Annotated in this window: 14 protein-coding genes; 11 read left to right on the forward strand and 3 right to left on the reverse strand. The window is 49.1% G+C overall.

All coding sequences use genetic code 11. The annotated features are described in order from the left end of the window. Positions 1-104: 104 nt before the first annotated feature. The 5 genes from H141_RS0106525 (at position 105) to H141_RS0106550 (ending at position 7635) form a co-directional block, all read left to right on the forward strand. Positions 105-947 (forward strand): class I SAM-dependent methyltransferase, encoded by an 843-nt coding sequence (locus H141_RS0106525; RefSeq protein ID WP_019675447.1) that lies wholly within the window; start codon positions 105-107, stop codon positions 945-947. 178 nt (positions 948-1125) lie between these two features. After that, positions 1126-2781 carry a long-chain-fatty-acid--CoA ligase FadD gene (fadD, locus tag H141_RS0106530; RefSeq protein ID WP_019675448.1) on the forward strand — a complete coding sequence of 552 codons (1656 nt, stop codon included), beginning with the start codon at positions 1126-1128 and terminating at the stop codon, positions 2779-2781. Between the two features lie 45 nt (positions 2782-2826). Beyond that, entirely contained in the window at positions 2827-3978 is a 1152-nt protein-coding gene (gene rnd / locus H141_RS19920; RefSeq protein WP_019675449.1) for a ribonuclease D, read from the forward strand. A gap of 137 nt (positions 3979-4115) precedes the next feature. After that, a complete protein-coding gene (locus H141_RS0106545; protein WP_019675451.1) occupies positions 4116-5513 on the forward strand; it encodes a DUF4397 domain-containing protein in 1398 nt (465 codons plus the stop codon). A 178-nt stretch (positions 5514-5691) separates the two neighbouring features. Continuing rightward, positions 5692-7635, forward strand: coding sequence for an alpha/beta hydrolase family protein (locus H141_RS0106550; protein WP_019675452.1), 1944 nt, complete (start codon positions 5692-5694; stop codon positions 7633-7635). 64 nt (positions 7636-7699) lie between these two features. On the opposite strand, the gene minE is transcribed toward H141_RS0106550, so the two are convergent. From minE to minC, 3 genes are read right to left on the reverse strand one after another with little or no spacing between them, the layout of a single operon-like run. After that, the gene (gene minE / locus H141_RS0106555) at positions 7700-7960 is read right to left on the reverse strand and encodes a cell division topological specificity factor MinE (RefSeq protein WP_019675453.1); all 261 of its coding nucleotides are present in this window, start codon (positions 7958-7960) and stop codon (positions 7700-7702) included. 3 nt (positions 7961-7963) lie between these two features. Continuing rightward, complete coding sequence (gene minD / locus H141_RS0106560; protein ID WP_019675454.1) at positions 7964-8773, reverse strand: septum site-determining protein MinD; 810 nt, start codon at positions 8771-8773, stop codon at positions 7964-7966. 11 nt (positions 8774-8784) lie between these two features. Further along, positions 8785-9537 carry a septum site-determining protein MinC gene (gene minC / locus H141_RS0106565; protein ID WP_026349280.1) on the reverse strand — a complete coding sequence of 251 codons (753 nt, stop codon included), beginning with the start codon at positions 9535-9537 and terminating at the stop codon, positions 8785-8787. Between the two features lie 144 nt (positions 9538-9681). Between minC and H141_RS0106570 the strand changes: the two genes are divergently transcribed. Genes H141_RS0106570 through zipA form a run of 6 tightly spaced genes read left to right on the forward strand, consistent with a single transcriptional unit; the run spans position 9682 to position 16660 of the window. Then, positions 9682-9963 carry a YcgL domain-containing protein gene (locus H141_RS0106570; protein ID WP_019675456.1) on the forward strand — a complete coding sequence of 94 codons (282 nt, stop codon included), beginning with the start codon at positions 9682-9684 and terminating at the stop codon, positions 9961-9963. A 1-nt stretch (position 9964) separates the two neighbouring features. After that, entirely contained in the window at positions 9965-11047 is a 1083-nt protein-coding gene (locus tag H141_RS0106575) for a lytic murein transglycosylase (protein WP_019675457.1), read from the forward strand. Positions 11048-11050: 3 nt separating this feature from the next. Further along, positions 11051-11713, forward strand: coding sequence for a fumarylacetoacetate hydrolase family protein (locus H141_RS0106580; protein WP_019675458.1), 663 nt, complete (start codon positions 11051-11053; stop codon positions 11711-11713). Between the two features lie 2 nt (positions 11714-11715). After that, positions 11716-12210, forward strand: coding sequence for a YcgN family cysteine cluster protein (locus H141_RS0106585; RefSeq protein ID WP_019675459.1), 495 nt, complete (start codon positions 11716-11718; stop codon positions 12208-12210). Positions 12211-12263: 53 nt separating this feature from the next. Next, positions 12264-15692 (forward strand): chromosome segregation protein SMC, encoded by a 3429-nt coding sequence (gene smc / locus H141_RS0106590; RefSeq protein ID WP_019675460.1) that lies wholly within the window; start codon positions 12264-12266, stop codon positions 15690-15692. 20 nt (positions 15693-15712) lie between these two features. Next, positions 15713-16660 carry a cell division protein ZipA gene (zipA, locus tag H141_RS0106595; protein ID WP_019675461.1) on the forward strand — a complete coding sequence of 316 codons (948 nt, stop codon included), beginning with the start codon at positions 15713-15715 and terminating at the stop codon, positions 16658-16660. The last annotated feature ends 83 nt before the right edge of the window (positions 16661-16743 follow it).

Genomic DNA, 16743 nt, shown 5'->3' on the forward strand with positions numbered 1-16743 from the left:
TGCTGGACAATTTTTAGCGGGGCAGGCTATCTTAGAACCAACACGTTATGCTGTGGTCGTACAAGTATGATGTTTAGTAAGCTCAATAGTAGTAAAAGGAAGCTATGAAAAGAATAATAACAAACATAGTACTGACACTGGGGCTTAGTATTGCCTGGCAAACGCTGGCGACTGAGCCTGATCCGCGTCAGCTAATAACGGAATTTGCACTAAGTAACGAACGCAGTGCTGAACATATCGCTCGTAACCAATATAGAAACCCGGCAGATACACTGCATTTTTTTGGCATAATGCCGGATATGTCGGTGCTTGAGGTATGGCCTGGTCGTGGCTGGTACACCGAAATTCTGGCACCCTATTTAAAAGAGCGGGGCCACCTGACAATTGCCCAGTTCAAGCATGATGACGGTAGCTTAAAAGATGAACGGGCAAAGTTCTGGGCCCGCTTGAGTGCCGGATTGTCAGCAAGAATCCTCGAGCAACAAGCGTATTTTGGCCAGGTAAATCAGATTGAACTTGACCCCCCTTATTTTGAGCCAGCGTTAGCTACAGCGCAATTTGATATGGTGCTGTCATTTCGTAATGCTCATATCTGGGATGAAAGTGGTCACTTATCAGCGACCTTGCAAACTTTGTATGATCTGCTTAAACCCGGTGGCGTATTGGGTTTAGTGGAACACAGAGCCGCACCTTTATCCGATACCACCAGCGTGGCCGTTGAGGGGTATCTTGACGAAGCTTATGTTATTGCTGCAGCAGAACAAGTGGGCTTTCAACTGGTAGCGCGCAGCGAAATTAATGCAAACTTGCTTGATAGTAAAGACCACCCGAAAGGTGTATACACCCTGCCACCAACATTGGCACTGGGCAACTACAACCGGGAACAATATCTGGCAATTGGCGAAAGTGACCGGATGACGCTGAAATTTATCAAACCAGCTGAGTAAACCCGGTACCAAGTAACCGCAGCAAGCTAATTGTACCAGGCGGACAATTGTGGGATGATTGGCGCTAGAGTAAATACTCAATACCAGGCTTGTTCCCCGGCAATAAAGCATCAACATTTATTGCAGGCAGCCATATTTATAACTATAAAATAATAACCTTAACTAAAAGGAGAGGACGGTGGATAAAGTTTGGTTAAAGCGTTACCCGTCAGGTGTGCCCGCAGAAATTGATGCTGATCATTACCCTTCCCTGCTTGATATCTTTTCCCAGAGCATCAGTCAGTTTGCCGATAACACTGCATTTATCAATATGGGTAAAAGTATCAGTTACCGCGAACTGGACAAATTAAGCAAAGCTTTTGCAGCTTACTTACAAAAAGATCTTGGCCTGCAAAAAGGTGACGCTGTCGCTATTATGATGCCGAATCTGTTGCAATATCCGGTGGTGTTAATGGGGGTTTTGCGTGCTGGTTGTACTGTGGTTAACGTTAACCCACTTTATACCCCACGTGAATTACAACATCAGTTATCTGATTCAAAAGCAAAAGCTATTGTTATTGTTGATAACTTCGCGCATACCCTTGCGGCAGTGGAAAAACAGGTCGATTTAGAACACATTATTCTGACCAAAATGGGTGACATGCTGGGCATGCTAAAAGGCAGTATTGTCAACCTGGTGGTGAAGCACGTTAAAAAACTGGTTCCGGCGTATTCTTTAAGTAAGTTTGTTACTTTTAATGCTGTATTAGAAAAAGGTCAGCATTTAAAATATCAAAAGCCGGATCTCAGCGGTGAAGATATTGCTTTTTTACAATATACCGGCGGTACAACCGGCGTCTCGAAGGGCGCGATGTTAACCCATCGCAATATGGTGGCTAACCTGGAGCAGTGTAGCGCGTTTCTTGACTGCTTCCTTGATAAGGGTAAAGAGCATGTAGTTACTGCACTGCCGCTTTACCATATCTTCGCGTTAACGGCCAATTTCTTTACCTTCTTTAAATACGGTGGCACTAATTTATTAATTACCAATCCCCGGGATATGCCTGGTTTTGTTAAGGAGCTTGCTAAATTCCCGTTCACCGCTATTACCGGCGTTAATACTCTGTTTAATGGTTTGCTCAATACCCCCGGCTTTGCTGAATTAGATTTTAGCCGGTTAAAGCTGTCGTTGGGCGGCGGTATGGCGGTACAGCGCCCGGTAGCAGAGCGCTGGAAAAAAGTGACCAAAACCCGCTTACTTGAAGGCTATGGCTTAACAGAATGTTGTCCATTAGTAACCTTAAGTCCGTTTGATTTAGAAGATTTTAACGGCAGCATTGGCTTACCGGCACCGTCTACCTTAATTCGTTTAATTGACGAAGAGGGCAAAGACGTCGCTCTGGGGGAACCTGGTGAAATGCTGGTGCAGGGACCACAAGTTATGCTCGGCTATTTAAACCGGCCGGAGGAAACCGCCAAAACCATTAAAGATGGCTGGTTATACACCGGTGACATTGCCACTATGGATGACGAAGGTTTCTTTTATATTGTTGATCGCAAAAAAGACATGATTATCGTCTCGGGCTTTAACGTATTTCCGAATGAAATTGAAGAAGTTGTGGCGATGGATGAAAGAGTGCTGGAAGTGGCAGCTGTTGGCGTTGCCAACGAGGCATCCGGTGAAATAGTGAAAGTGGTTATTGTCAAAAAAGACCCCTCACTGACTGAAGAAGACGTGATCGCCCATTGCAAACAACATTTAACGGGCTACAAGGTGCCAAAACTGGTAGAATTCAGGAACGAATTACCGAAAACTAATGTTGGTAAGATCCTGCGGCGTGAGCTGCGGGATTAATCCAAAGCCGGCGATAGCCGGTTTTGTTTTTTATGAGATGTAGAAATGAGTTATTTGATCACTGATAACAGCAGCCTGGCGCAATATTGTCAGAATGCTGCTGGCCAGAGCGCTTTGGCCGTTGATTCTGAATTTATCCGCCAGAGTACCTTATACCCCAAGTTGGGGTTGATTCAGCTGTTTGACGGCAAGCAACTTGCTCTGATTGATCCTCTGACTATTACCAACTGGCAGCCTCTGGCGCAGCTGTTTGCAGATGAAACTATTGTTAAAACCCTGCATTCCTGTACTGAAGATCTGGAAGCGCTGGCTACTATTGGCATCCATCATATTCAGCCGTTATTTGATACGCAGCTGGCTGCAGAATTACTGGGGTGGGGCAGCAGTATCGGTTATGCCAAACTGGTCGAGCGGGCAACAGGTGAGGTATTAGATAAAAGTGAATCGCGCACCGACTGGCTGGCCCGGCCTTTGGCTTTAAAGCAGTTAGAATATGCAGCCAATGACGTTACATTTTTACTGCCGTTGTATCAGCACTTAATGGCGCAGTTTACCAACCCGGCATTATTGCCATTGTTACTGGCCGAAGGGCAGCAATTGCAGCAGCGGCGGGCCAAGCCGTTACCACCTCGCCTGAAGTATCTGGAAGTTAAAAATGGTTCACTGCTGCGCAGTCGTGAGCTGGCGGTGTTACGTGAGCTGGTAGCCTGGCGACTGGAGTATGCAGCCAGTCGCGATTTAGCACTGGGCCTGGTTATTAAAGACTTTCAGATGCTGGAGCTGGCTAAGCGTAAGCCGGGTTCGGTTGAGAGTTTGTTAAATATCCCCGGCATGACCGGGCGTGATATGCGTCGTCACGCAAAAACCATAATAGAGTTAATTGAGCTGGCCAAGCAGTTGCCGCAGGAAGCCTGCCCGCAGCCCTTTTATCAACTTGAGCATTTTCCCGGTGAGAAAGTGGCACTGGCAGAGCTTAGTCAGGCTATTAAAGTAACTGCCGCTGAGACGGCTATACCAGCGGCTTTCTTGTCGGTCCGGCGTCAGTTGCATGAATATTTTAACTGGTGTTGGCGGGTAACTGAGCAGGAACGGAATTTACTACCGCTGCCGGAATATTTAACAGGTTGGCGTAAGCAACTGCTATTACCCCATTTGCCTGTTCCGGCGCATGTCCAGAATTTAATCAAAAACCAATAATTAACGTTGTTATTGATAAATAAGATCAATAGAAAATTTTGGTTAATTCAGGCAAAAATCTGCAATTAAAAAATCTGATCTTTTTCAGTAAATGGAGGCGTAAACCTAACGCAACTAATAACTGAAAGGTAATAACCATGAAAGGAATACTAAAATTTGCCGTTCCGGCGGTTTTAACTTTGTCACTTGCAGGTTGTTTTGACAGTGATTCAGATTTACCAACACCGACTCCTCCACCGCCACCACCGCCGCCACCGGTAGTTGTTGATGCAACTTTGCGGGTAGTGCACGCTTCTTTTGACGCTCCGGCTGTTAATGTCAGCGTAAATGGTGACGTCGTAATTGAAAATCTGGCTTATGGCAGCAGTTCCGAGAATTTTAGCTTACCACCAGCCGACTACGCGGTAGCGGTTGATGCAATTTTGCCGGGTGAGGGCAACACCGCTACCGTAATCGATGTTCCGGTGCTGGCACTTGCCGAAGCCACCAACTACAAAGTGTTTGCTGTAGGCTTAGTTGCCGATGAAACACTGGCGCCTTTAGTTGTTACCTCTGATGTGGCTGAGTTAGCCACAGGCAACGTCAGATTACAGGTGGTCCATGCCGCCTCTGCAGCACCAGCCGTCGATATTCATGTCACCGCACCGGAAGCTGAGCTAGGCGCGCCGCTAACTACTCTGGCGTTTACTGAATTTACCGACGCCCTTGATGTGCCTGCCGGTGATTACCGGGTGCGTATTACCTTACCGGGTACTGACACTGTAGTGTTTGACAGCAATACCCTGGAGCTGGCTGGTGGTATGGATTTAGTTGTTGCCGCCATTAACAGCGAGTATTCAGGTGCGTCACCGGTATCGCTTATTGCCGTGACCCCGGAAGGCGATGTATTACCTATTTTGGATGACGGTACCACCTCCTCGCTGCGGGTTGTTCACAACGTATCAGATGCGCCGGCAGTTGATGTCGTAGTAAATGATAACTTCGCCGAGCCACTGGTATCAGACTTAGCGTTTCCGGATTTCACTGGTTATGTCGCACCAGCGCCGGGTGATTATAATGTTAAGGTTGCAGTGGCTAATACTGAGACTGCAGTAATTGACGCAGATGTGACCCTGGAAGATGGTGTGTTTTATACTGTGCTGGCAGTGGGTTCATTAAGCGATGCCGATGATTTTGCCATCGAGCCATTAATTCTGGTGGACAACACCCGTACCGTAGCAACTGAAGCCCGTGTTCGCATCGTGCATGGTTCTACCCTGGCGGGTAATGTTGATATCTATGTTACTGCCGATGGTAATATTGCCGATGTAATGCCAGCATTCAGCGACGTGCCGTTTAAAGCAGAAACCGGCTATGTGCCACTGGCCGCTGGTGAGTATTTTGTCACAGTAACCCCAACCGGCACCAAAACCGCTGCTATTGAAACCGGCGCCCTGATGCTGGAAGCCAATAAAATTTACACCGCCATTGCCCGCGACGGCGTTGGCTTAATGGGGGTAGGTTTAACAGTAATGGATGGTTTTGTAGCTGAGTAATCTGTAAACAATGACGCCACTTTAACGGTTCTGTATAAGTAGCTGAAACAAACGCCCGCAATTGCGGGCGTTTTTATATTGGGTATTTCTCATTATCAGCAATGAAATATTTTGCCAGGTCGCAGCTAATTTGCTACTTTGCTGCAGCAAAAAAATAACGAAAACAGGAACGTTGGCGATGAAGGTTGGATTAAGCTTTACCCTGATGTGTGTTGCACTAACCTGCTGGTCGGCGTTAGCGAAGGAGTTGCCGGTAGAGGCTTTTGCCAGTGCGCCCGCCATAGATAAACTTAAACTGTCGCCAGATGGTACTAAATTGTCGATGATCCAAACTATTGATACCGACAAAGAGCAATTAGTGTTGGTGAAACTGTTTGATCTGACAACGGGAGAGCAGCGCTTTCTGGTAAAGGCCGATAGCCGGGATTTAACAATTTTCTCAGTGATCTGGGCCAACAATAAACAATTATTGATGCGTGCGGCTTACGCCACTCATCGTTATGGTACACCAGTTTCGGAAACCCGGCTGATGGTTATCGACGTAGAAACCGGCAAGAATAAAAGTATTGTTAGCGGTCAGCTGCAGCGCAGGCTGGTTCGGATCCCACAGTTTCAATCTAATATTGTCGCCTTAATGCCAGAAGATGAGCATAATTTTTTGCTGGCGTTAGACGGCTTTAGTCATGAGTCAGGTACCAGTGTGGTAAAGGTTAATTTAAATGGCGAGCGCTACAGTATTGTTGCCCATGGCCGCAAGGGGATATTTGACTGGGTTGCTGATCGCCAGCACCGGCCGCGCATTGCCTTGTTCAGAGATGACACCCGGTATGAGATCAAAGAAAAGCTGGCCGACAGCACTGAATTTCGCACCTTATGGCAGTTTGAACGGTTTTCTGAGCAGGAGGTATGGCCAATAGGCTTTGACTCTGACCCGAATGTGCTATTCGTATCGACATATCACGAAGGTCGGCTGGCGATTTTCAGTGCTGATTTAAGCAAAGAGACACCCGTACTTACCCTGGTAAAAGCAGATCCGGATTACGATGTACCGGCGAATATTCATTACTCATGGCAACAGAACAAGATTGTTGCTTTTGGTGGTGACTATGTTGATAACGCCTACCAACTATTTCAAAAATCTCTGGATGCAGCAATTCCGGACGCCGACAATCATATTGTCAGCACCAGCCACGATCAAAACCGCTACATTGTTAAATCAAGCAGTGCTACCCGGGCAGGAAGTTATTTGCTGGGCGATCGCAAAGAAAAGTCGATGACGTTCCTGGTCGATAAATTTAGCCAGCTTGCTCCTGAATTAATGGTCGCGAAGCAGAAAATCAGCTATCAGGCCCGGGACGATTTAAATATTGAAGGCTTTCTGACCACGCCGCTTGGTTATCAGCAGGGCTCTTCAGCTACTTTGCCAACTATTATTTTCCCACATGGCGGGCCTATCTCGTTTGACGACGACGGCTTTGATTACTGGACCCAGTTTTTTGCCAATCGTGGTTTTGCAGTGTTGCAAATGAATTTTCGAGGCTCTCACGGCTATGGCTTCGACTTTATGCAAATGGGCCTGCAAGGCTGGGGTTTGCAAATGCAGGACGATGTGGAAGATGGCACCCGCTGGCTGATACAGCAGGGCGTTGCCGATCCCAAGCGGATTTGTATCGTCGGTGCCAGTTATGGTGGCTATGCGGCGCTGATGGGGGCGGTTAAAACCCCTGAACTTTACCAATGTGTCGTCAGCTTTGCCGGCGTTACCGATTTAGAAGATCTGGTTAAATCATACCGTAGATTCACCAATTACGAAGTGGTTAAAAAGCAACTGGGTGATGATTTTGATTTACTCGAGCAGCGTTCGCCACTAACCCATGCTGAAAAAATTCAGGTGCCGGTATTACTGCTACATGGTACTAAAGATCGCAGTGTACCGTTTAAGCAAAGCACTGCCATGTATCGGGCGCTACGCAGCCATGATAAAGACGTGCAGTATATTGAGCTGGAAGACGGTGATCATTACCTCAGCACCAACAGCCACCGGCTGGAAACGTTTAGAGCAATGGATAGTTTTTTAAAAAAGCACTTATTGGCACCAGTGCAACAAGCCACTGCAAATTAAAAGGTTTTAACTATAAAACAAAGGCCCGCAATATGCGGGCCTTATGATATCGGGCAGTGAAAGCTTAGCGCTTATCATCCGGAAAAGTAACGTTAAGTTCCAGTACCGAGATCTGGTCGCCGCGTTGCTCCAGCGATACGGCAATTTGATCAGCCGGGATATCAACATACTTGCGGATAACTTCCAGAATATCGCGTTCTAATTGCGGCAGATAATCCGGGCCGTTACGACGCTTGCGCTCGTGCGCGACAATAATCTGCAGCCGCTCTTTGGCAGTGCTGGCAGTGTTTTTCTTGGTTGAGCGAAAATAATCCAGTAATGACATCAGTTATCCTCCAAAAATCCTTTTAATAAAGCCCTTTTTCTCCACGTTTAGAAAACGGAACGGCACTTGCTCGCCTAATAAGCGCTTTATCGTATCCAGATAGGCCTGGCCGGCGTCGCTGTCTTTATCCAGAATTACCGGCTGGCCGGAGTTAGAGGCATTTAACACCGCCTGGGATTCCGGAATAACACCTATTAATTCAATTGCCAGAATTTCTTTGACATCTTCGACGCTGAGCATTTCGCCTTTTTCTACCCGCTCCGGGTTATAGCGGGTTAACAGCAAATGCTCTTTAATGCCTTCCAGGCCTTGTTCAGCCCGGCGCGACTTGCTGGATAGCATGCCGAGGATCCGGTCTGAATCCCGTACTGATGACACTTCAGGGTTAGTTACCACTACTGCTTCGTCGGCAAAATACAGCGCCATCATGGCACCAGATTCAATACCGGCTGGTGAGTCACAAATAATAAAGTCGAACTCTTTGGCCAGCTCGTTTAATACATTTTCTACGCCATCGCGGGTCAGCGCGTCTTTATCGCGGGTTTGCGATGCCGGTAATATAAACAGATTATCGGTGCGCTTATCTTTGATCAGGGTTTGCTTTAAATTGGCTTCGCCATTGATCACATTGACAAAGTCGTACACTACCCGGCGCTCACAACCCATGATTAAATCGAGGTTACGCAGGCCGATATCAAAATCGACAATAACAGTTTTATGGCCGGCCAATGCCAGGCCGGTGCCAATAGCGGCACTGGATGTGGTTTTGCCGACACCGCCTTTACCCGATGTAACCACAATAATTTTTGCCATAGTGAGGATCCTTACACTAATTCAGAGATGACTAAGCTATCGTCCTGCATCTTAATGCAAGCTGATTTGCCCCAAAATTTGCCCTGCAAACTGTCACTAAGCCAGTAATTGCCGGCGATAGACACCAGTTCTGCCTGCAGGTTATAACAATAAATTCGCTTGCTGGTATCGCCACTGGCACCGGCGATAGCCTTACCCCTGAGCGACCCGTAAATATGAATATTGCCATCGGCAATCACTTCGGCGCCGGCGCCTACTGCGCCTTTAACGATTAAATCGGTGCCTTTGGCATAAATTTGCTGGCCAGAGCGTACGGTTTGCTCAATTACTTTGCTGTCCATTGTCGCTGCAACTGCGGCAAGCGCAGCACTGTTTATCGCAGCTGTTGCATCAGCAACTTCTGTCGCCGGGCTTTTAGCTGGCTGCTGTGCGGCGGCCGGCGCTTTCGTATTTACGTTGGCTTTGCCCGCTTGTAAAACCGCCAGGCCTGCGGCATGCGCCGCCGCTTTTTGCTCAGCATTAGCCGCTGTTACGCCAACCAGTACCAGCTTCAGCTCAGTAAACAGGCTTTTTAAAGCGCTAAAGTCGGGGGTTTGGCTGACATCGCTGAGGTTAAGCACGATAGGGGCCTGCAGAAAAAATGCAGGTGCTTGCGCCAGTTTGGCGCTTAATAACGTTTGCAGGGTTGCCACGCTTAAATCAGCGCAGTGCAACACTGACATAGGGAATAAACTCCCTTTCAGTTCTAACGAATTATCAGACATAAAACTATCGGCGCACGCGTTATTTTTATCACTGCGATAAGCAGTATTATTTATGCACCTGACGTGTCGGGTCAGTGCGCATTACCTGTGCTTCATGTTATAGTTTCGCCCTCTGTTAGGCAAGGTAGCGAAGACGTTTTATTGATGTTATGTGTTGTTTATAAAAGCCCGCGCAAAGAGGGCACTTATCTGTATGTTGAACGCCGCGACGATTTCAGCCCGGTGCCTGCTGCTTTAATGACCACTTTTGGCAAACCGCAGCTGGTTACCGTACTTAATTTGGCAAAGCGGGAACATTTAGCCCAGGTTGATATTCATAAGTTACGTTCTGCTCTCAGTTCACAGGGGTTTTATCTGCAGTTGCCACCCCCACCCGAAAACCTGCTGGCTCAGCACAAAGCCAGTATCCAGACAGAAAAAGGTTAGTATGAAATTAAAATTAGCGCTAAAAAACCTTGGCTTGCCAGCATTATTGGCAACCAGTTTCATCCTTCCAGCTGGCAGTATTGCTGCCACCAGCCAAACCAGCAACCAGCCTGAAGCTGCAGCTGCGGAGCAGCCTGCTAAACCCAGCTTTGAACAATACACTGCTGCGTTGCGGCTGGAAGCCGATCAAAAAGGCTACGATAAAGCCCTGCTAGACGAAGTGTTTAGTTCGTTAACCTTTCACGAACGGGTCGTTAAAGCGGATCAGAGCCAGCCTGAATTTGTTGAAACACTCAGTACTTACCTGCCAAAACGGGTAAGTAAAATCCGGATCACCATGGCCCGGGGTTTCTACAAGCAATACCTGCCAGAACTGGAAAAAATTGGTGAAAAATATGGCGTGCAACCACGGTTTATTGTTGCTCTGTGGGGGCTGGAGAGCAGCTTCGGCCGTTTTATGGGCAATTATTCCATTCCATCCGCGTTAGCCACTCTGGCATATGACGGCCGGCGTGAAACCTTTTTCCGCCAGGAGTTTTTTCATGCGCTGGATATTCTGGCTGAGGGCCATATCAGCTTTGCCGATATGAAAGGTTCCTGGGCCGGAGCGATGGGGCAAAGCCAGTTTATGCCGAGCTCATTTCTGGCATATGCCCAGGATGGTGATGGCGATGGTAAAAAAGATATCTGGACGAATCAGCTGGATGTGTTTGCCTCGATCGCCAATTATTTAAAGCAACAGAATTGGGATAACAGTATCACCTGGGGCCGGGAAGTGGTATTGCCGGAAGGGTTTGATGCCGGTTTAGCCATTCAGCGTGGTAGCCTGGCACGCACGGCATGGTTAGAGCGCTGGCACGATTCTGCCCGCAGCCTGGCAAAATGGAACGATTTAGGTGTGCGCCGGCTCAATGGCGCCGATTTACCTGGCCGTGACTTACAAGCGGCCTTAATTCTGCCTGATGGTGAGGGTGGCCGGGCTTTTTTAGGTTACGACAACTATAAAAGCCTGATGCACTGGAACCGTTCTTATTACTTTGTTACCAGTGTCGGCTATCTGGCTGACCTGATTATTGCCGAGTAAGCAATGACTTATTTTCATCAGCAAGTTGATGGCAGGCCGATAGCGCTGCCGGTGGGTAAAGTGGTGTGTATTGGTCAGAACTACCAGGATCACATTGCTGAGATGCAAAGCAAAACAGCCGCAGAAGCGTTGTTTTTTATTAAACCCAGTACTGCTCTGTGCTCACTGGCACCGGCTTTTGTCATTCCGGCTGGCCGTGGTGCGGTACACAACGAGCTGGAAATCGCAGTACTGCTCAGCCAGCCGCTAACCGCTGCTTCGGCTGAACAGGTTGCAGCGGCTATCTGGGGCTACAGCCTGGCGCTGGATTTAACCCTGCGTGAAGTACAGGCTAACCTGAAACAGCTGGGCCGGCCGTGGGAAGTTGCCAAAGGTTTTGATGGCGCCTGTCCGGTTGCAGGTTTTGTACCGGCAGCCGATATTGCCCACCCCCAGCAGCTCGACTTCAGCCTTAGCGTTAACGGCGTCCAGCGTCAGCACGGCAATAGCGCCAATATGATCCGCGGTATCAGTCAGCTGATCAGTGAAATGTCACAGCACTTTACCCTGCTACCCGGCGATATGGTGCTTACCGGCACGCCGGCTGGAGTAGGGCCCTTGCAAGCAGGCGATCAGCTGCAATTGCAGCTGGCCGATTATTTTACGGTAAACACAAGAGTAAGCTGAAAATGGCATTAGCAGAGCGCTACTGGGAAACAAAAACCCTCGATGAAATGAACGCCGAGGAATGGGAAGCGTTGTGCGATGGCTGTGCAAAATGCTGTTTGAATAAATTTATTGATGATGACGAGGAGCAGGGGCCGACCAGCGTGTTAAAAGCTGATGAGCAGGTACACTATACCAATATCGGCTGCCGTTATCTGAATAGTCATAAATGTGAATGCACCGAATATACTCAGCGTACTGTATTGGTACCTGACTGCATTCAGCTGACTAAAGCCAACTTAAAAGACATTTTCTTTATGCCCACCAGCTGTGCTTATCGCCGCCTGCATGAAGGCCGGGGCTTGCCCGGCTGGCATCCGCTTTTGAACAATGGTAAAAAAAGCCTGATGCATAAAAAGCAAATGTCAGTACGCAATAAAACCATCTGTGAAACCCAGGTAGATATGGATAATTTTGAAGATTTTATTGTCCGCTGGCCATTAAACGATTTAGATTAACCGTTACATCAAGTAACAACGCATTCTAACAACAATAATAATGCCGGGCACAAATGCGCTTAAAACACATTAAACTGGCGGGCTTTAAGTCCTTCGTTGACCCAACTCAGGTACCTTTTCCTGAACAGATGACGGCCGTAGTCGGCCCGAACGGCTGCGGTAAATCTAATGTGATTGACGCAGTGCGCTGGGTGCTGGGTGAGAGTTCGGCAAAAAACCTGCGTGGCGACGCCATGACCGATGTTATTTTTAATGGCTCAGGCCAGCGCAAGCCGGTATCTCAGGCCTCGGTTGAATTGGTGTTTGAAAATACCCAGGGCCGGCTTAGCGGCAATATGGCCGACCGCAGTGAAATTTCCATTAAAAGGCTGGTTACCCGCGAAGCGCAATCCAGTTACTTTTTGAATGGCAGCAAATGCCGCCGGCGTGATATCACCGATATTTTTCTTGGCACTGGCCTGGGGCCACGCAGCTACGCCATTATTGAGCAGGGCATGATCTCGCGGCTGATAGAATCCAAGCCGCAGGAATTACGGGTATTCATTGAAGAAGCTGCCGGTATTTCCAAATATAAAGAACGGCGGCGGGAAACCGAAAACCGGATTAAACATACCCGGGAGAACCTGGACCGGCTGGCCGATGTGCGCGAAGAACTGGCGAAAAATATCGACAAATTAAAACGCCAGGCCAGCACCGCCCAGCGTTATAAAGAACTCAAAGCACAGGAGCGCAAACTTAAAGCGGAGCTTACCACCTTAAAATGGCTGCGCTTTAATAATCAGTTAACAGAGCTGGAGCAGCAGCTGGCGACACAGGAAACTGAGCTGGAAAAATACCAGGCTGGGATGCAGGGCGAGCAGCGGATATTGGTGGAGCTAAAAGAGCAAACCAGCGATGCCCGGCAGCAAGCTGAACAGCAGCAAAGCCGTTTTTATCAGCTGGGCAATACCATCAGCCGGCTGGAGCAACAAATTTTGCATCAGCGCCAGCAGCAGCAGATCCTTAGCGGCCAGCTGCAGCAAAAACAACAGGCCCTGGCAGACAGCGAGCAATTTATCAGTAGCGAGCAGCAACAACTGGCTGAGCTGATTAGCGAGCAACAGCAGCACAGCCCGGAGTTAGCGCTGAGCGAAGAGCAACTGACTGAGCTTGAGCAACAACTTGAGCAGGCGCAGGCTTATCTCACTGAGCAACAACAGCAGTGGCAACAGTGGCAACAACAGCATTTTAATCTGCGCCAACAGCAGCAGCAGGCACAGTTAGCATGGCAAAACGCCAGTAATCAGGCCGGCCAGTACCAGAACCAGTTAATGCAGCGCCAGCAACAATCAGAGCAGTTGCAACAGCTGCAACCTGAGCAGAGCATTGAAGCCATTACCGCCCGGCAGCAGCAATTAACTGCTGCCAGCGAGGCCGCTATGCAGCACGTTGAGCGGGCCCGGTTAGCGGCAGAGCAGATGGCAAGCCAGAGCGCTGCACTCAAGCAGCAGTTGGCGGCCATCGCAACCCGGCAACAGATTTTAAGCCAGGAGCAACAGCGGCTGGCGGCACTTGATGCCCGCCAGCAGCAAAACCAGCAGGTGTTACAGGCACAGTTAGTTGTGCAGCCAGGCTGGGCTGGTGCAGTAGCCGCTGCGCTTGGCGCCTTGCAGCATGCCGGCTTAAGCGCTGATGCCGCTGGGCTGGATAGCTTTTGTTATGTTAGTGCGCTAAGCCCGCAAGCACTAAGCCGGCAAGCAATATCCGGCACCCTGGCCAGTGTGATTAGCGACGGCTGCTACCCTGATTATTTTCAGACAATTCAGCTCGCCGACAATCTGGCCATGGCCCGCGCTATTGCCACTAAGCTTGATCCTGGCCAGTCGGTGATCACCGCTGAGGGCCATTGGCTGGGCCAGAACTGGGGCCATAGCAGCAATAGCGACAGCACCGACTCCAGCTTGCTGCGCCGTGAGAGGTTGAGCGCGATTGCCACTGAACTAACTGAATTGAGCAATGAACAGGATTTATTAAGTGAGCAGTCAGGCGCAGCACAGCAAGCTGACAGTGAAGCGCGCCAGGCATTAACAGAGCAACAGCAGATACTTGCCGGGTTACGCCAACAGTTGCACCAAACAGATACTGAGCGGCAGTTACAGGCTCAGGCTGCCCAAATGGCGCAGCAGCAACAATTGCAGCTGGCAGCAGAATGTCAGCAACTTAACAGCCGTCTTCTTGAACTGGAAACCGAACTGGCAGTGTTAGCCGAGCGACAGCTACATGCTGAGGATACGCTGGCTGAGCATGCTGATGCGGAGCACGCGTTGCAGCAGGCGCAGCAACAGGCACAGCTGGCGCTGCAGCAGAGCAGTCAGCGTTTTGAACAGCAGAAAGAGCAGTGCCGGCAATTACAAACCCAGTTAACTCTGGCTGAGCGGCAACAGCAGAGCCTTGCCCAGAACCTGAGCCGGGCAGAGCTGCAATTAAGCCAGCTACGTGAGCAGATAGCCAGCTTAGAACAGCAGCTTGATGACAATAATGAACCGGAAATTTTGTTGCAGGAACAGTTGCAGGAAGCGTTGTTAAACCGAGAAGATGCCGAGCAGGCCATGGTAGCCGCCACCGATTTGCTGGCGGGTTTAGAGCAACAGATGCGTGAGCTGGAGCAAGGTCAGCAGGGCATTATGCAGCAGCTTAACCAGAAACGGCAGCAGATTGAGTCGCTGCGGCTTGATGCAGAGGGCTGTCGGATCCGGGCGAACAATATGCTGGAACTGCTGCGTGAACAGCAGGTCAATATTAAAGACGTCTTGCCGCAATTGGCGGCTGATGCAGTTGAAAGCCAGTGGCAGCAACAACTGGATAAAACAGTAGAAGCAGTAAACCGGTTAGGGGCGATTAACCTGGCGGCTATTGATGAGTATGAACAACAGGCAGAGCGTAAGCGCTATCTGGACAGCCAGCACGATGATCTAACCTCGGCTCTGGAAACTCTGGAAACTGCTATGCGCAAAATTGATAAGGAAACCCGGCAGAAGTTTAAAGACACCTTTGAGCAGGTAAACGAAGGGTTGAAGGGTCTGTTCCCCAAGGTATTTGGCGGAGGCAGTGCTTATCTGGACCTTACCGAAGATGATTTACTGGAAACCGGTGTTACTATCATGGCCAGACCACCGGGCAAAAAAAACAGTACAATTCATTTATTATCGGGTGGTGAAAAAGCGCTAACGGCCTTATCATTGGTGTTTTCAATATTCAGACTGAATCCAGCACCGTTTTGTATGCTGGATGAAGTAGATGCACCGCTGGACGATGCAAACGTGGGCCGGTTTTGTAACCTGGTACGGGAAATGTCAGAAACGGTGCAGTTTATATATATTAGCCACAATAAAATTGCCATGGAGATGGCAGCACAGCTGATGGGCGTAACCATGCAAGAGCCTGGGGTATCGCGGGTAGTGGCTGTGGATGTGGATGATGCTGTCAAGCTGGCAGTAGCCTGATAACATAATAAGGTACAACTATGGCTAGTGAGTTAAGATTAGTATTAATTATTTTAGGGGCGCTGGTGTTAGGCGGTCTGTTTATTCATGGGCTGTGGACGGTACGGAAAAATAACCGCCAGGCTGGTCATCGCTATCATCCGGATACCACGCCACCGGCAGAGCCAGAGCAGACCGAGGGTTTTGATGACTTAGGCGTGGGCCCGGTGCGGGTCATTAAATCACGCAGTGCTGGTGCCGGGCGCACTGAACCCAAAATCAATCCAGCTGCGGCGCATTCGCAGTCGCTGAGTCAGGCTAAAAATAGCAGCCAGGCCAGCGAACAGGTTAAGCAACAGCCAGAGTTTGACTTCGGAGCGGCGGAAGATAAAACCGAACCAGCGATAAATTTTAATGCGCTTGGTGATGCTGCGCTTGAGGATAATGAAAGCCCACGCAGTCTGAACTTTGAAAGCAACGCCCGCTCAGAATCCTATACCAGCGAGGAACGGCGGGCGAATGCTGCTGATGCAGAGCCAAAGCAAAAATCAGCGCACCAGCCATCTGAGGTGTTAATTTTGTACGTGTTGCTGCCGGAAGGGCGTGATATCAGAGGCCCTGATTTACTGTCAGCTTTATTACCACTGGGCTTTAAATATGGTGATATGGATATATTCCACCGTCATCTTGATAGTGCCGGCGGCGGCGAAGTGTTATTCAGCCTGGCCAACATGTTTAACCCCGGCACCTTTGATTTAGAACAGATAGATAAAATCAGTACCCGCGGTTTAAGTTTGTTTATGACCTTACCCGGACCTGGTGAGCCGCTGCAGAATTTTAATCTAATGCACAATGCGGCCAAAAAACTGGCCGAGGAATTCGGTGGCCAGGTTCTGGATGGCCAGCGCAGCGTATTAACTGTACAAACCGTTCGGCACTACGTGGATAAAATTCGTGAATTTCAGCGCCAGCAGCTGATCCATGGCTAGCCGGTGCTATTTATCAAGTACGGCAGGGCTCTCCCTGCCGTTTTTGTTCCCGAAAATGTATTCTTTAAAACCCTGACAGAATA

Origin of the sequence: Arsukibacterium perlucidum DSM 18276 (assembly GCF_000382165.1) — a bacterium.
Lineage (GTDB): Bacteria > Pseudomonadota > Gammaproteobacteria > Enterobacterales > Alteromonadaceae > Alishewanella > Alishewanella perlucidum.

What these genes read in the sequence shown, in the direction of transcription:
- H141_RS0106525 (WP_019675447.1), top strand. Translation starts at nt 105, where the DNA reads ATGAAAAGAATAATAACAAACATAGTACTGACACTGGGGCTTAGTATT.
- rnd (WP_019675449.1), top strand. Translation starts at nt 2,827, where the DNA reads ATGAGTTATTTGATCACTGATAACAGCAGCCTGGCGCAATATTGTCAG.
- H141_RS0106545 (WP_019675451.1), top strand. Translation starts at nt 4,116, where the DNA reads ATGAAAGGAATACTAAAATTTGCCGTTCCGGCGGTTTTAACTTTGTCA.
- H141_RS0106550 (WP_019675452.1), top strand. Translation starts at nt 5,692, where the DNA reads ATGAAGGTTGGATTAAGCTTTACCCTGATGTGTGTTGCACTAACCTGC.
- minE (WP_019675453.1), bottom strand. Translation starts at nt 7,960, where the DNA reads ATGTCATTACTGGATTATTTTCGCTCAACCAAGAAAAACACTGCCAGC.
- minD (WP_019675454.1), bottom strand. Translation starts at nt 8,773, where the DNA reads ATGGCAAAAATTATTGTGGTTACATCGGGTAAAGGCGGTGTCGGCAAA.
- minC (WP_026349280.1), bottom strand. Translation starts at nt 9,537, where the DNA reads ATGTCTGATAATTCGTTAGAACTGAAAGGGAGTTTATTCCCTATGTCA.
- H141_RS0106570 (WP_019675456.1), top strand. Translation starts at nt 9,682, where the DNA reads ATGTTATGTGTTGTTTATAAAAGCCCGCGCAAAGAGGGCACTTATCTG.
- H141_RS0106575 (WP_019675457.1), top strand. Translation starts at nt 9,965, where the DNA reads ATGAAATTAAAATTAGCGCTAAAAAACCTTGGCTTGCCAGCATTATTG.
- H141_RS0106580 (WP_019675458.1), top strand. Translation starts at nt 11,051, where the DNA reads ATGACTTATTTTCATCAGCAAGTTGATGGCAGGCCGATAGCGCTGCCG.
- H141_RS0106585 (WP_019675459.1), top strand. Translation starts at nt 11,716, where the DNA reads ATGGCATTAGCAGAGCGCTACTGGGAAACAAAAACCCTCGATGAAATG.
- smc (WP_019675460.1), top strand. Translation starts at nt 12,264, where the DNA reads ATGCGCTTAAAACACATTAAACTGGCGGGCTTTAAGTCCTTCGTTGAC.
- zipA (WP_019675461.1), top strand. Translation starts at nt 15,713, where the DNA reads ATGGCTAGTGAGTTAAGATTAGTATTAATTATTTTAGGGGCGCTGGTG.